This is a genomic window from Arthrobacter sp. M4 (assembly GCF_020251205.1).
Lineage (GTDB): Bacteria > Actinomycetota > Actinomycetes > Actinomycetales > Micrococcaceae > Arthrobacter.
The window spans coordinates 206573-221020 of the sequence record NZ_JAIWYX010000003.1; the positions used below are offsets into that span (position 1 = coordinate 206573).

Annotated in this window: 16 protein-coding genes; 4 read left to right on the forward strand and 12 right to left on the reverse strand. The window is 57.9% G+C overall.

The window, feature by feature from the left end:
* Window positions 1-7 precede the first annotated feature (7 nt).
* From LD110_RS07405 to LD110_RS07420, 4 genes are all read right to left on the reverse strand, one after another.
* Entirely contained in the window at window positions 8-1222 is a 1215-nt protein-coding gene (locus LD110_RS07405) for an ATP-binding protein (protein ID WP_225497871.1), read from the reverse strand.
* A 227-nt stretch (window positions 1223-1449) separates the two neighbouring features.
* Window positions 1450-2952, reverse strand: a complete 1503-nt coding sequence (locus LD110_RS07410; protein WP_374200312.1) for an SCO6880 family protein — start codon at window positions 2950-2952, stop codon at window positions 1450-1452.
* Window positions 2945-4240, reverse strand: coding sequence for a type IV secretion system protein (locus tag LD110_RS07415; protein WP_225497873.1), 1296 nt, complete (start codon window positions 4238-4240; stop codon window positions 2945-2947). Before LD110_RS07415 ends, LD110_RS07410 begins: the two co-directional genes overlap by 8 nt.
* Window positions 4241-4318: 78 nt before the next feature.
* The gene (locus LD110_RS07420) at window positions 4319-4606 is read right to left on the reverse strand and encodes a hypothetical protein (protein WP_225497874.1); all 288 of its coding nucleotides are present in this window, start codon (window positions 4604-4606) and stop codon (window positions 4319-4321) included.
* Window positions 4607-4962: 356 nt separating this feature from the next.
* On the opposite strand from LD110_RS07420, the gene LD110_RS07425 reads away from it, so the two are divergent.
* Complete coding sequence (locus LD110_RS07425) at window positions 4963-6300, forward strand: AAA family ATPase (RefSeq protein ID WP_225497875.1); 1338 nt, start codon at window positions 4963-4965, stop codon at window positions 6298-6300.
* Window positions 6297-6923, forward strand: a complete 627-nt coding sequence (locus tag LD110_RS07430) for an HNH endonuclease (protein ID WP_225497876.1) — start codon at window positions 6297-6299, stop codon at window positions 6921-6923. The genes LD110_RS07425 and LD110_RS07430 overlap by 4 nt, the downstream gene beginning before the upstream one ends.
* A 92-nt stretch (window positions 6924-7015) precedes the next feature.
* Here the strand turns inward: LD110_RS07430 and LD110_RS23855 are convergent, their stop codons facing one another.
* The 3 genes from LD110_RS23855 to LD110_RS07450 form a co-directional block, all read right to left on the reverse strand.
* The gene (locus LD110_RS23855; protein WP_308012417.1) at window positions 7016-8077 is read right to left on the reverse strand and encodes an NlpC/P60 family protein; all 1062 of its coding nucleotides are present in this window, start codon (window positions 8075-8077) and stop codon (window positions 7016-7018) included.
* 71 nt (window positions 8078-8148) lie between these two features.
* On the reverse strand, window positions 8149-8853 hold the full coding sequence (locus LD110_RS07445; protein ID WP_225497877.1) for a hypothetical protein: 705 nt from the start codon (window positions 8851-8853) through the stop codon (window positions 8149-8151).
* A 9-nt stretch (window positions 8854-8862) separates the two neighbouring features.
* Entirely contained in the window at window positions 8863-9648 is a 786-nt protein-coding gene (locus LD110_RS07450) for a sigma factor (protein WP_225497878.1), read from the reverse strand.
* 302 nt (window positions 9649-9950) lie between these two features.
* Here LD110_RS07450 and LD110_RS07455 point away from each other — a divergent pair, with 302 nt between their 5' ends.
* The gene (locus tag LD110_RS07455; RefSeq protein ID WP_225497879.1) at window positions 9951-10274 is read left to right on the forward strand and encodes a helix-turn-helix transcriptional regulator; all 324 of its coding nucleotides are present in this window, start codon (window positions 9951-9953) and stop codon (window positions 10272-10274) included.
* 31 nt (window positions 10275-10305) lie between these two features.
* Here LD110_RS07455 and LD110_RS07460 read toward each other — a convergent pair whose 3' ends face one another.
* Window positions 10306-10815 (reverse strand): hypothetical protein, encoded by a 510-nt coding sequence (locus LD110_RS07460; protein WP_225497880.1) that lies wholly within the window; start codon window positions 10813-10815, stop codon window positions 10306-10308.
* Window positions 10816-11011: 196 nt separating this feature from the next.
* Here LD110_RS07460 and LD110_RS24040 point away from each other — a divergent pair, with 196 nt between their 5' ends.
* Window positions 11012-11335, forward strand: coding sequence for a helix-turn-helix domain-containing protein (locus tag LD110_RS24040; RefSeq protein WP_225498108.1), 324 nt, complete (start codon window positions 11012-11014; stop codon window positions 11333-11335).
* On the opposite strand, the gene LD110_RS07470 is transcribed toward LD110_RS24040, so the two are convergent.
* Genes LD110_RS07470 through LD110_RS07485 form a run of 4 tightly spaced genes read right to left on the reverse strand, consistent with a single transcriptional unit; the run spans window position 11227 to window position 14336 of the window.
* The gene (locus LD110_RS07470) at window positions 11227-12393 is read right to left on the reverse strand and encodes a S9 family peptidase (RefSeq protein ID WP_225497881.1); all 1167 of its coding nucleotides are present in this window, start codon (window positions 12391-12393) and stop codon (window positions 11227-11229) included. The two genes, LD110_RS24040 and LD110_RS07470, sit on opposite strands and share 109 nt — an antisense overlap.
* Window positions 12377-12799 (reverse strand): hypothetical protein, encoded by a 423-nt coding sequence (locus tag LD110_RS07475; RefSeq protein WP_225497882.1) that lies wholly within the window; start codon window positions 12797-12799, stop codon window positions 12377-12379. Before LD110_RS07475 ends, LD110_RS07470 begins: the two co-directional genes overlap by 17 nt.
* Window positions 12800-12819: 20 nt before the next feature.
* Window positions 12820-13851, reverse strand: a complete 1032-nt coding sequence (locus tag LD110_RS07480; RefSeq protein WP_308012418.1) for an MAB_1171c family putative transporter — start codon at window positions 13849-13851, stop codon at window positions 12820-12822.
* Window positions 13848-14336, reverse strand: coding sequence for a hypothetical protein (locus LD110_RS07485; RefSeq protein ID WP_225497884.1), 489 nt, complete (start codon window positions 14334-14336; stop codon window positions 13848-13850). Before LD110_RS07485 ends, LD110_RS07480 begins: the two co-directional genes overlap by 4 nt.
* Window positions 14337-14448 lie beyond the last annotated feature (112 nt).

Consider the following 14448-nt stretch of genomic DNA (forward strand, 5'->3'; position numbering starts at 1 on the left):
GGCTCGCTCACACCATCCGCTCGTCGGTGCCGAAAACCGCTAGTTCGTCGGTCGTCACTCTGTTGGCCACGATGAAGGATCTGTTCCCGACCTTCCAAAGACCCACGCCTTTGGGGAGATTCTCCACATGCTCACACTCAGCTTCGGTCAGCCCGAGGGCTTCCTTGGTGAGTCGCATGGCATCGTGCTTTTGCCGGTAGATGATCCGTGTATCAGCCTCAGTCAGTAGTCCTAGGGCCTTTTGTCGATGGCCGCTGGTGCTGTCTCCGATCTCATTGAGGTCAGCAACCTTATGCATGATGAGGATGTTCGCGATTCCGTATGTGCGAGCCAGCCGCCACTGCTCGCTCATCTTGGCCAACATGTACGGGTCGGCGAGCATCCGCCAGCCTTCGTCGTACACAACTAGCCGCTTGCCGCCGTCGGGGTTTGTAATGGCCGCTTCCAACCAGGTGGCACCGCAAGCCGCCGCCAGTGACAGCGCCTGCTCAGAGGCGCCAATGAGCGCCGACGTGTCCATGACCATCATGGGGGCATCAGCGTCAAAGGCTACGGTGGAAGGCGCATCGAACATTCCTTCGAGATCGCCTGATACCGTGCGCCTCAGGGAGTGGCTGACCGCTGTTCCGCCATCTGCCCCGACTAGGGCGGTCATCTCCTTCGACGGTCTCAAGAGGTGGTCCAGCACCATGGGCAGGGTTGGGTTCGAGTTCTCCGCCATGGTCTCCATGAGGGCGATGTCCAGGGCGGTGTGCTCAACCGGGCGGAGGGGCGTGCCTTGCCGCATGAGGGAAACCAAGGCCACCAACAGGTACCGCCTTCGTTGGCGAACCACCGCCTGCCACTGCTGTTCCGTCAAGGCACTCGGCCGCGGGCCGGCGTCGAGAGGGTTAACCCTCGCCGGACGTCCCGGACCAACGGAAATGACCTTGCCGCCAACAGCTTTCGCAACGGCGACCCACTCGCCTTTTGGATCGGACGCGACGGCGGCCTTCCGGCCGAGCGTGATTGACCGCGTCACCAGGGACTTCCCGCACATGGATTTGCCAGTACCGACCGTTCCGATCACCACAATCGACGGCCCACTGATGACGCCCTTGTCGTAGAGGATCCAGGGATCGTAGGAGAAGGCTCCGGAACCAAAGACGTCCGTACCGATGTAGGTGCCCTCATGTCCCAGGCCCGACTCCGTCAGGAACGGATAGGCTGCCGCAAACGTCATCGTGGAGGCACGGTGGGGTGCAGGACGGAGCCGATGCGGGCCACGTAAGGAATTCGGCCCCTTGCTCCCCCAGTCGCCGCCAAGTTTGAGGCTTTGGCGGTCCGGTTCGACATTGTCGTCTGTGGGGCTTGCCCACCCGGACCGGGCCAGTCGGATGCGGCGATCGGCCTTCCGCTCAAGACGTCCGTTTGTCGAGGACAGATACTCAACGGTTTGCTGCGCTCGCTTCACCTCAGCCCCCTCCCCAACGGAAGCCCGCCGGCCACGAAGGCAGCCCACTGCTGGCCATAAAGAAGACGCAGCTCCACGAATGCGCCTGCAGCGGCGGACTCAAGTTCCTGCCTGTGCCGCGCCAAGTCCTCTAAGGACGCTGCCGTGATTGTCAGGTAAGCCGCGGGTCGCACGTCCCCATGGCCGGCGACGATTTCTTCTTCCCTTTGAACCACTTCTTCTTCCTCTGCCCGTTGCTCACGTGTAAGCGGTCTGTCAAAGCGCGCGTTGATCCGGCGTCGCGTCTCATGTGCTTCCTGGGCCGAGCGAATATCGCGCAGAGCTTCAGCGGTAGGCACGGCCCGGATGACCTCCGTGAAGGTGTGGCGGAACTCGCCCACATAGATCAGCGGATGAAGGAAGCCAGGGAAGACTTTCTGCCGTGGCCACTCTGCAACCCAGAACGTTTGGTGGAATCCGGAATCGGTTCGGAGATAAGTCCAGTGCTCCTCCACTCCCATTGGTCCGCTCGGACCTGGACCGGTTCCTTGAGATTCGTCCTGAGATTCCGACGCTGGACCGCCCCTTTTGGAGACGGCCTTCAGGTTGGGCAGGGACGCCGGATCAAACGCTGCCCGAATCAACCGAAGCAGTCCCCTCTCAGGCAGCCACTCCTCGACTTTCACGCTGTGCGTCCCGAGAGCAGTCTGGATAGCCTCGACCTCCATGTGCAGAACACGCTCGATGCCAACCAGTCCCCCGCCAGACTCTCTGATCCGCCGTCGAGCTTTGCTTGTGTCCACGACGATGGAAACCAACAGTTCGTGGCTCATCGTTGATCCGGCCGCACCGAGCAAGTCCTCGTAGGCGCGTTGGCCCCAGGTTCTTTCTTCGGAGCCCTCGGCCCGTTCTTGGGTGTTTCCCTCGTAGAAATCCCACAAAGCCGAAGAGGGATAAGGGACTGTGTAATCCTGAACCGCAATTCGCGCGATGCTTGAGCGCTGCGCCATTCCAGCCTGCACTCGCGACCATGCTTGGACAGCCCACGCCTTATCGTCAGCGTCCAGTAGGGCGAACGACCTCGTGCTGCAGCGAAGAACAGCAACAGCTTCCTTTCCGCGACTATCCACTATGAAGGCCTGGCCGTTCGTCGTAGTTCGAAGCTCCAGATTCCCGAGGCCGCCAGGCAGAGCTAATCGTCCCGCAAGCTGCGGTACTTCCGGCCTTGCCAGAAAACGTGTTTGTCCAATTGCCGCCCGGTAAAAGTACAAGGCAATTTGTGTTGCCCAGACTGGAAACGGAATGCGCGAATACTGAAGCAGTCCGAGCAATAACAGTCCCAGCCACATTGGACCGGCCGCGAAGAGTCCCGCAGGACCCCGTATGGCGGAGGCGACAATGGCGACCATGACCCCGCCCCCGATGATCAGGAGCTGATACCACTTGAGGCCTAAGAAATATCCCCGACGCTCGTATCTGGGAAACTTGACCGCAGTCAGGGTCCTGGAGTCTTCAGACATTCGGGCTACCTCCCGTTGGAGAGTCGATTCGGGGCGGTGGAGGTTTCGGAGACTGCACCTTGGCAGCGCCTGAGGGGCTGAAGTCGTGCTGGCTCTCGCGAGGTGGTCCCATCGAAGACCCAGCTGGAGCCTTTTCTGCGGTTACCCGTGTTGGTCCAGACATGGGCGTCTCCACGGCCCCAGTGGCTGTTCCTTGAAGCTGGTGTGTGGCCGTTGCCGAGTGAGATGACCCAATGCTGAGCTGGTTTCCACTGCTGCCGTTCTCTTGCGCGGCTGTCGAGTGGCCAACAGGAGCTAAGGCACGCGTTGGGAAGATGGGCCGACTGGAGTGGATTGGGCGGGTCATCGAAGATCGGCTCACCATGCTGGCGAGGGTGAGACGGCCACCGGTCTGCCTGCTGATCTGTCTCGCCGCAACGCTGGTGCTTCGCGAGAGAACATGGCCGCCGCCTGCAGTTTGTGCTGCTGCCGCGAGTTCGCCACCCGCGAAGCTCACGAGACGCAGAGCCATCAGCGGCGCGCCGCATGCGAGGGCCATACCTACAGTTCCGGCCGCTAGACCCGCGAATGACTTGGCCTCCGTGAACAGTTTGACCGCCACCGCCAACACGGTGGCGGCCAAGGGTTTGGCGAGTAACAGCGCGACGACGACTTCACACCATCTTCCTGCCCAGGACTTTGTCTTGTCCCACGGCAGCAGCATCAGAGCCACCGGCGCGACGGCGGCCAGCACGACCAGTGCGAAGGACCGGAAGATCATCGAACACATCAGGATGAAGGCCAGAATCCAGACAACAATGACCGCCATGGCCGTGACAATGACGGCTCCAGCAGCACCACCATTAGTGCCTGGAGCCAAAGAGACGACGTTCCATTCCCTGCCCGAACCTTCAGGTGCCCGCTCAAAGCCGAACAGCCTCATGAACACCAAGTACGGATCCGAACCAATGGATTTGAGGAGGGCAGCGGACGCTTCGTCACTGGCTTTCGTCAGTTGCCGAACCACGTACACGGCGCCGCCAACCAGAGGAACGGCGACGGCACCTCCAGCCAGTGCCCGTCCAATCCGGCGGGGCTGCTGGCTCAGCAGACCTGACAGGATCTGGAGGATCATCACGACGACGAGCGGGGTCATCATGACCACCACCCACCAACTCGTAACCCCTTCTATCGAGAGCCATTGGGAATCGTCAACGTCCGAAGCAGTGAAGGCTCCTGTGATGAACGCCCAAAGCCAGGACGCGATGTTCTGAAGGATGTTGGCGAACAGCGCTGTGACAGCACCCATGGCGCCGTCGTTGGCTTGGGAGACTAGGCCGCATCCGGGCGGCCACCAGCCATTGAGGTCGCACTGAACCGGCATAATCTAGAACCCCAATGGAAAGGCTGTCTGGGACCAAAGAATGTAGCCGTTGATTCCGCCGAGAATAGCCGCCACGGGCCCAGTCCAGAGCAGGATCATGCCCCCGCCGGAGGCAAGCCTGGACGATTGGCTGAGTTTGCCAGTCAAAAGCATGGCGGCCCCAATGATCGCCACGATGGCGATCACCACAAAGGCACCGACAAGAATGCCTCCGCCGATCTGCTTCAGGGATTCAAGAAAAGGAAAGTTCGCGTTTGGTGTGATCCCAGGATCCACCGCTGCCAAAAACATGGCTGCTCCGTCCGTCGTTTTCCATAGAGTGAGCAAATTGAGCTCGCGGGTTCATGGAAATGACGGGGTGGAGCGACATGACTTCGGGTGCGCACCAGCATGGCGACCATGAGACCAAGTTTAAGGGCCGCGCGGACTGCCCGGGGTTTACATACGCGCATTTGGTTGCCGCGGGGGCTCATTCTCTTCTCGAGAGGTATCCAAGAGAACTTCTATACTGCACGTCACCAGCAATACAGAAAGTGAAACCGAAACGATCGGCTCAGCATGAAAGAGGGCATCAAGTTGCGGTAAGCCGATGACATTGTCGCTGGAAGCGATTTGACCTTACCGAATTCAGAGATCATGATCTGAACATGGCAGCAGTAGGCAGTTCGTTTCAACCAAGGTACAGCGATCCCACATCATTCAGGTCGCTTAGAATCGAAGCATGGCGCCAGTTCAACGCCATGGAATTAGACCTGCGTGCACCATTGACCATCATTACTGGCGCGAATGGAACCGGAAAAACAACCCTTCTGACACTGGTGGGAGTCCACTTTAATTGGCAGATCCAGTTGATCGGAACGCCCATCCTGGATGATGAAGGCCACCTGACGTTCAAGCTTGGAACAGACCTGCAGGTGGAACTTAAGTCTCAAACACCTGTGGTGGGCCAATTGCCTCACTACGGCCCTCCTCAGTTTGTACCACCACCTACATCCAAAATTGGATCCCTTCAATATGAGAACGGCGTTCAAACGGACCTTCTCGTTCCAGAAGGACAAAGCCCTCAGTTCAGTGTGCATTACGAGAGGCAGCAGACGGTTGAGGGCTTATTTCTCAACTCTCATCGCAGTATCAGTGCCTACCAATCAGTAAACTCCATTCCGGCCCGATTTTCTCCAGCCAAAGAGCTCCTAGATGCTTTTTACAACGAGATCAGATCGCGCTTCTTTGGTACAAACTCTCCAAAGACAAGCATGCTTGTGATGAAGGAATCATTACTCGCTGCGGCAATTTACGGCGAAGGGAACTCGTCGGTTGTTGCAGATGAAGAGGCGCAAAATGTTTGGGATGGTTTCCAAGAGACACTCCGCCTCCTTCTTCCGGAGGAATTAGGCTTCCGAAGGCTAAAGGCCTCTCCTCCCGAGATTCTATTGGAAACAGAAACAGGTGACTTCACAGTCGACGCTTTGTCGGGAGGGCTGAGGGCTATTTTCGAACTCGCTTGGCAGATTTTCTTACGCTCACACAACACCGACAGCTTTACAGTATGCATTGATGAGCCAGAAAATCATCTGCACCCTTCACTGCAGCGGTCTTTGATGCCCAGCCTTATGAAGGCGTTTCCCAAAGTGAAGTTTCTCGTTGCCACGCATAGTCCTTTTGTGGTTAACTCGTCAGTAATTGCAAATGTCTATGCTCTCGAATACGATGAATCGCATCGAGTTAGCGCAAATTTGCTGGATATGTCCAAATCTGGATTGTCTGCAGAGGACACCTTGCGTGATGTGTTGGGACTGGGCAGCACTCTACCGATATGGGCCGAGGCGAAATTCAATACTATTCTTGCGGCATTCACGACGGCTAATCCAACCCCACAGATGATCGGTGACCTACGGGAGGAGCTGGCCCGGGCCGGACTCTTATCCGAGATGCCACTGGCCGTGGAGACGTTGGTAAGTGGCAGTCAGGACGAGCCGGGTCAGTGAGATCGCTGAAGAAACTCCCAGAACCCGAAGTTGTAACAGCAAATCAAAAGGTCTGGACAGAAAAATATTTAGAGGCAAAGACTACGGGCCAGAAATTGCCCAGCGCGTGGAGCCATCCCAAGATACGCGAAACACTTCAGGCAGAGACGGATAGTCGCTGCGCCTACTGCGATAGTCACCTAGCTCACGTGGCCTCATCGCACATTGAGCATTATCGACCACGATCATTGTATCCCGAGCTGGTTGTTGCCTGGGAAAATCTCACAGTGGCATGCCCCCGATGCAACTCATCGAAAAGTGACCTGTTTAGTGAAGATTTGCCATTCATAAATCCTTTTCTGGATGAACCCGATGAACATTTTGTCTTTTTTGGAGAGCTCGTGCTAGCACCATCCAGTCAGCGCGGCGAATACACTATTAGCGAATTAGGCCTAAATAATGACGATCTAATGTCTGCGCGCAAGCGACGACTTAATAATATTGTTCAGCTCGTGTCTTCATGGCATAAAGCACATGACTTGCTTAAGCCGGGGATTTTGGACGAAATCCGGAGGCAGCTTGATCAGGGTGAGTATCAGGCTTCCGTTAAATCTCTTCTTAAAACATTGAATTTCAAAGTCTAGCGACAAACAGAACGGAATGAATGCTCGAGACTGCAGAAGGGGACCGTTCGCGGCACAAGAGTTTATGAGATGGCTTAGGACTCTCGGACGGGTCAATGTTGCAGGTATAACTCCAGCAGATCAAAATATTCGGAACCAGGATTCCAGCTTACCGGATGTAGCAACGTCCCCGCAGCCGGGTTCAAGGCGCTGTACATCATCCCATCACCCGCATAAATCCCTACGTGGCCCCAGTTGTCAGGACCCTGCGGATTCTGAACCACCAGATCTCCAGGCTGAGGATTCTCCGTCCGCAGGCCCACTCTCCACTGCTCCACGCGCGGCAATTCAATTCCGGCTTGTCGATAAATCCACTGCACATAACCCGAGCAATCCCACGCCTTGAAGGCAGTGCCACCCCAGACATACCTTCCGCCCAAGCCTTGCTGAGTGAAACGAAGGATGTCCTGCCGAACCTGACTCAGGTCCGGGGATAGCCCCGGAGCAGGCATGGCAGAGAATGATCCTTGGCAAGTTGTTGGCTCAGTATTCCCCTCTAACACCCCCACTATCGCTGTCGCCGCAGGTTCCCAACGGGCATACAGCTCAGGAAATGCAGAAACTTGAACAGACTGGGCGGCCGCGCCTTTATCCATTGATTGCCAACCAGGAATGTCCAGAAGCCCTCGAGGGCTGCCACGATTAGGACCCGCCGGCCCCCCGTAAAAGGCTCGGGCGTTGTACGTCGCATCCATCAACTGCTCGACAGTCCCCCAACCAGCCGCTGGCCGCTGTTGAGCTGACCCGATGGAGTCGTGATCATTCCCAACACCGTCATTTGGATATTGGAGGGATGCCGGAACGCTCGGGTTGGCAAGCATTCTCAAACTGGATTCCTGAAGCGCCATCATGATGGCAATAATCTGGCCGGCGCGCGGCACTCGTAACTCCTTGCCGACGGCAATGTAGGCCCTGGCAACGGACTCCTGCCGGGACGTTAGCTCGTAAAGCTGCTGACCGCCGTCGCGAATTTCCAGAAGTGCAGCGTTCCGCCCTTGCCTAGCACCAGATCCGCCCGCGACCGAATTGCATGACGCCGGCGCCTCATCAGACCTTGCAGCGAGCACCGCGATGCCACCAAGAAAGGCCATCGCCGCCACCAGAAGCAGGGTCACAGTTGACGCAGTGCAAACCCGAAGAAGTGAACGCCTTTTCATCAGTCCGACGACAGCCAGATGTACCGGCATTAATACACGATCCTGTCGGGATCTGCATAAAAGCCGACCATGGCACAGCGGTCAATCGGAGCTGCGGCTGCAGGCGGGCAATTGACCATAACACTAACGAGCGCCAAGTAGTCCCGACGGCCATTGTTCGACTCGTCCTTGACCCGAACGGTCACTGTGCAGACATGGAGCCCAGCCCAAGGAGCGGGATAATCGCGCACCTTGGCCAATTCGTGGTCGCATCGGAGAGACTCCGTCACGCCAGTCCGGCGTGCACCCTGGTCTGCTAAATCAGCAAATGTGCTGGCGGTGACGCCTGTGCTCTCAAACTCCCGCGCCAGCACGGTCAACGGATTCGATCCGTCGGGCAGCAATTCCCACCAATCGCGGATCCGGGAATAGACGTCGGAATACGACGACCTTCGCGTATCCCAGGTGTAAATTCTCTGTGCGGCCGCGGCGGCGAGCGCCCGGTAATCGAGCGTGTGCGGCAGACCGCCGTCGTTCGCTTCCTTCTCAGCAGGGCCAGTGGGTGCCTTGCCCGGAATCGAGTCCGACGGCGGCACTGTCGCCTCAGAGGGCGCCGAGGGGGCCGCCGTCGCCCTGGACGCTCTTCCCCCGTCAGGAGCCGACGGCCACAACAGGAGGAGCCCGCTGGCAAGTACCAGGCCCCCAACCAGCGCGGCCAACAGATACACACGAGCGGATCTGCGAAACGAGTGCATCCTCGCCTCCTAGACGAGCGAGCCAGCGCCGCTTTGGAGAACGCGCCAAGCGGTTCGATACAACTGCCTGGCGAAGCCGATGTTCACGGCGACATACCGCTCAGTGACACCGAGCTCAACGGCGAGAGCCCCGAGTTGAGCAGCCCGCTCCGGCCCTCGCAAACCTGGGCGGACAATCGTATCGGCCACCCTCCTAAGAATGGTTGTTGGCAGGCAGTTCGCGGCGCATCGGCAAAGACTGTCGACGTCGGAAACTGACCCAGGCTCGCAGTTGAGGGCTGCATTGATCGTCTTGGCGGTCTGTCGGACTACCGTTACCGCATGCCAACGCCGGCGGTCTTGTGGCGACGGCGGTCCATACCTCCGGGGCGCGGTCAGGCTCGCCGTTGCAAGCCTCCATGTTTCTTCGTTGACACTACGGTGTACCATGCCAAGCATTGTCTGCGCCCACGCCTGATCGACCAGTTTCTCGGGGCTCCTGTCCAAATCTCGATCCAGACAAAGCACGGCAAGCGTGTCCGTGACTGGCTCGACGTCGGACGTAGTGGCCTCAACAAGCAGCGGCAAGGTTTGATGGCTGAATTCGCGGCGGATATAGGCAGCGCAGACATTGCCGCAGACGCCCTGAACCCAGGCGCCGAAGGAAACACCCGGAATCCGGTGGTAGCGCCCCTTCGCGACTCCGTCCCACACCGCAAAGCGAATGTCTTGCATAACGTCGTCGACATCGCAGGACCGCCCAATGCGCGCCAGGCGCGAAATAACATACCGATGGACCCCGTCTACGGCGGTCATTATCTGATCTATAGGTATTGCGGTCTCTGTGGCTGTCGGTGCGCTTCGTAGTGAGACATCCACTGCCCCGAGGTATGGTGCTTGCTCATTGCTTTGATTTGCCGTGGCTTCGACGTCCATGGCTTCACCGGCTTCGACTATCGAATTGAACACTTCGAAAGCGGCATAAAGCCGCTCGTAAATGGATTCCGGAATCCGACCAGCATCAGCAAAACGTTACATGAATTATTGTCAAAGATAATTAAAGTATCGTCAAGGCTGCGGTTCTTACTTTTTCGAGAGCCTTCCGGAAGAATGCTGTCATGCCGAGGATTACGCAGCCTGAGGACGCCGCCTGGTCGGCGGACGTCGAGGCTGCCGTCGCGACCTTCGGTAACCGGTCCCGGAATGAAATTCTCCGCTATCTGTCAGCCCACGGGCCGGCGACCCGCGGCGACATTGTCTCAGCTGTGAGTGCGGGCGAGCCCAGCGTCGCAAAGCATCTGACCGCTTTGGAGGAGGCCGGCGTTATCGTCGTCGACGTCGAACCAGGGCGCCGACACGGCCGCTCGCCCCGCTATTCAGCCAACACGAACCGCATCAAGGAACTGCTGGACGCTCACCTTAAATACCTGTTGGAAAAGTAGAAAGCCCGACGGCGGCACGCCCCTTGGTCTGTTAGCCCAGGTTTTGCGGCTCGTCCTCTTCGTCAGATCGCAGCTTGGCGGCAGCCTGCTCACCCTCGGGATGCCGGCTGATGTCCTTATTGAGGTACTCGGTGATCGCTCGAAGGGTTTCCGGTGACACGTCCCCCAGCGTTCGAGCGGCAAAAGACTTAACTCTCGCAGCGCGTAAAGACTTCACAAACTCAAGCTGGGAGTCAATGCGTTCGGGCAGGTCCGTGGTCCCGCCATCAAGAAGATATGAAGCATCGACGTTGAAGATTTCACAAATGGCTGCCAGCACCGATGGATCGCTGACGAGCCTTCCCGTGCCGTCTTTCATATAGAACCAGCGGGCCCTCGAGATCGTAATTCCCCTGGCCGCCAATTCCTCTTGGACTTCACGGAATGTGACGGGCTTTCCCCGCTCGGCAACTGCAACGTCCAGGAGCAGGTTTAGCCTGCGTGCGAGTTCGGCCTGAGGGGTTAGCTTCGCATGTTCCAAACGAGATTCGTCGCCAGACACTCGGTTTACCCCCTCCGTTCGTCGGTGGCCGCATTACTGCTCAGTATTCCGTGGGTAGACAACGCCTGCAATAACTCGGCGAGCGCCTGGAGGTTCCATCTGTTGCAGAACGAGCGTATCGTCTTTAGCTGTAGACCCGTCTACAGCTAAAGAAAACTTCTCATCAATGGTTGTGGTCTCCATGGCGAATATCTTGATGAATCCTGCGCGAAGCCTCCTTGTACGCTTCCTGATCACGCACGGACCCGCAACGTGCACGGAGATTGCAGCGGCTCTGCATGTCGCGTCACCTACGATTCGCCGGCACCTCGCTCTGCTGTCCAGCGCAGGAATTGTCAAACATATTCGGGGCCAATTCAAAGCTCAACCGGACGCAATCCGCAGGCAACTCGACGAACTCGCGGCTCTATTTCAACCGGCCGGCAATGATCCCAGGAACCGAGCGACGGAACCTTCCCACTTCTCGACGTCGCCGTTCCACTCCAGCGAATGGCCTGGCACTTCGAATCGAACCAGCTGAACCAGATCTGGGCGCGACCTCGCCAGCCGTTCCGAGACCACAAATGGTGTCGACTTATCCTCCGCTCCATGCAGCACGAGTATTGGAGTCCTAAGGTCAGCGGCCCGGCTTACCCAGTCCAGAACCTGGAGGTCGATGCGTTCCTTCAATCCCGTCACCCAACGCATCTGTGTTGACTGCAGAAGCCCCAGCCCGAGCAGTGCCACAGGCTTCGGCAGCCCACTTGCTCTGCCATTTGAGGTCAGCGTTGTGGCCCAGTCCAAAACGGGAGCGTCGAGGACTAGGCCGACTATGCGGTCTGAGTTGGACGACAAGTCTGCGAGACGCAGCGCGATCGAACCACCCAGCGACCACCCAAAAAGCACGATGCGCTCAGCACCTCGACCAATGGCATATTCCACCGCCGCTTCCACGTCGAGCCATTCATTTTGGCTGAGCGAATAACGGCCATCGTCCGACGGCGGCGCCTCGCCGTCGTTGCGAAAGGACACCACTAGCGATGTGAAGCCGAACCGATGTGCAACGGGCACACCACGCAGGGTCCCTGCGCGTTTACCGCCCATCCCATGAATATGAATCGCCCACGTCGACCCAGGCCGCTGTAGCGGTTCGAATTTCCAGGCTGGCGCTGTCCCGCCATCGACCGAAATTGCCACGTCGTCATACGGCAAACCAAGCTGCTCTGGTCTTGAGTATGCATAGCCACTCCAGATCCCTATGTTTGCGCTCCGAATGTCGCCATAATCGACTCGCTCAACGACGCGGGTCACGGTCCCCTCGCCGGCGTCCACAACCTCGCCGACGCAGGCGTGCCCGGAGCCGTTGGCGAACCAGATACTGTAGCGGCCGCGAGCACGTGTCAGCGGTGACGCAGGCAGCTCTACGAGTAAGGTTCCGTCGTCGCCGTCGAACACTCTGAGGATCCGAAGATCCTCCTTACGCGCCTTCGTAGGCACGGCGATGCGCCTGGCAAAGTAGCCCGCGCCCAGGAAACCGGCCAATCCTAGAAGCGCAGCGGCGACCGTCAATCCAGCGATTACCCTAGTAACTTTCTTCATCACCCCGCCGCATCCTTTCGTCGATAACGTCCCTGAGGCGTGCCAGGGTATCTGGCGAAATCCCTTGCAGCTGCCTAGCTGCGAAGTTTTTGACGCGCGTTTCACGCATGGAGCGGAGGAGCTTGAGTTGGGCCTCCACGAGGTCTGGAATTTCGGCGGATTCATCCAAAAGGTATTGGGAGTCAACCCCAAAGAACTCAGCCAGATTCCTGAGCAGCTCCCGCTCCGTCGCCATCGAACTGTCGCCGGAGCGCATATAGGCCCATCGAGAGCGAGACAAAGGAGTACCTTTTGCTGCCATATGCTCGCTGATCTCTCGGTACGAAAGTGGTCCTGATCCTTGGGATTCGTACAGATCAAGCAAGAGATTGAGCTTTCGAGCGAGCTTTGCCTGGGGATTTTCCATGGACTCGCCTGATGAGGACGTCATCTATGCAGGTTCCTTCTGGCCTTTTCAGAACCTCCGATGGCATCTATCCGCGAGCCGCGGTGCGAGGCCAGATAGTCTTCGGCGCGACTCAAGGTTTCTCGGTCCCTATTGCTCAATAGAGTTGCGGTAGCAGGTTCCATAAGGAGCGCATCCTGGATTTCAACGAGCATGCGATGCAGGCGTCGATTCGCAGCATCGACCTGTTCGTCCGTTACCGCAGGAGGTGGCAGGCGAGTCTCCATACGAGCCTCTGTCATCTTCTCCCACACAGGTGCAAGGCTCTCCCCCAATTCAATGACCCTCTTCAAGTCACTTCGTCCGGTCAGTCGACGGGCTACCGGCGGCAACGCAAGACCAATGCACAAGAAGGTCATTGCCCCCACGACACTTGCGTCGTAGACCAATGACAGCGCCGCCATTGTCCGGACGTCCCCCATGAGATGCGCTATGTCCATTCCCAGAACGGACAAGGCGAGAACGAGGGCCAGCACGCACCCGATTCCAATAAGAGTGAACCCGATACGAAAGTACGGCCGCGCCATATCTCCGCGGAACCTAAAGCAAACTACGCCGGTTAGGGCAACCACAGCTCCAATGTAGATGAATTGAATGGCGGAATAGACAGCTGCAGCCCATTGGTCCCCATAATCCTTCATGAAGTTTGTGGACGAGTCTGTGGCGTCAATTTGGACGAAGGCCACAATCAATCCCAGGATCACCAAGCAAAGAATGCCGAGTCCGATGCTGTCTTTGCGAGCCATATCCTCACGTGGATCTGCCGCACCAAGGATGGCCTTGGAGAGGAAGTAAATCCCTACCACCATCAGGATGTTGGCGCAGACGTCCAAGACGTTTCTGCTTCCAAGGGCTCTGTCGAGCGCAAGGTAGATCGGGTCTATGTTCAAAGTCAGAGAAGTAGCGATTGTCAGGGCTGCAATAAGAATGCTGTGGTCCATGCGCCGCGTAGTACCGGGCAAGAGGCATAGCACTAATCCCCAGATGACAAGGGCCGCAACGAGTTGAGTCATCCGAAGATCCGCTCGAAGGAGCGCGGCTCGATTGCGCTGTCACGAATTGCAGCAGCAAGGAGATCGGCGAGAGTTTCCGCAGCAGCTTCCACCTCATCGACGAAGCTGCTGCGGTTCAGAACCTTCCTCACCAATTCCCCGTTGAGATTGGGAAAGAGGCTCTCTGCGTATTCCGCGGAGACACCCAACTCATCATGGCGCAAGATCATGTGCCCGAGTTCGTGAAGGATGAACTGCTGCCTGTGCAGTGCTGACGGCGAGACGGCATGAAGGATGATTTCACTGGCCTCCGTTGAGAGCCAGAGCCCGCAGACGGATCCGCCGTTCAGGACAGGTGCGACGTCGATTTCGATCGGGCGGCCTCTCAGTACCTCCACTATTTCAACGAGGCCATCCAAGGTCAGGTGGTTCGGAAGTCGAAGGGATTTGAATGCGTCTGCGGCTACGACCGCCGGAGTCGATCCATGCACTGATTGTTCTTCCACGGCGCCCCTCCTCGCAGCGGACAGCTCGGCCATCAGGATCGCTTTCAGATCGAGACGCGCACAAACTGCATTCACGTCAATTGAACGCCTCCCCTCTGGACATGTCCAGAGC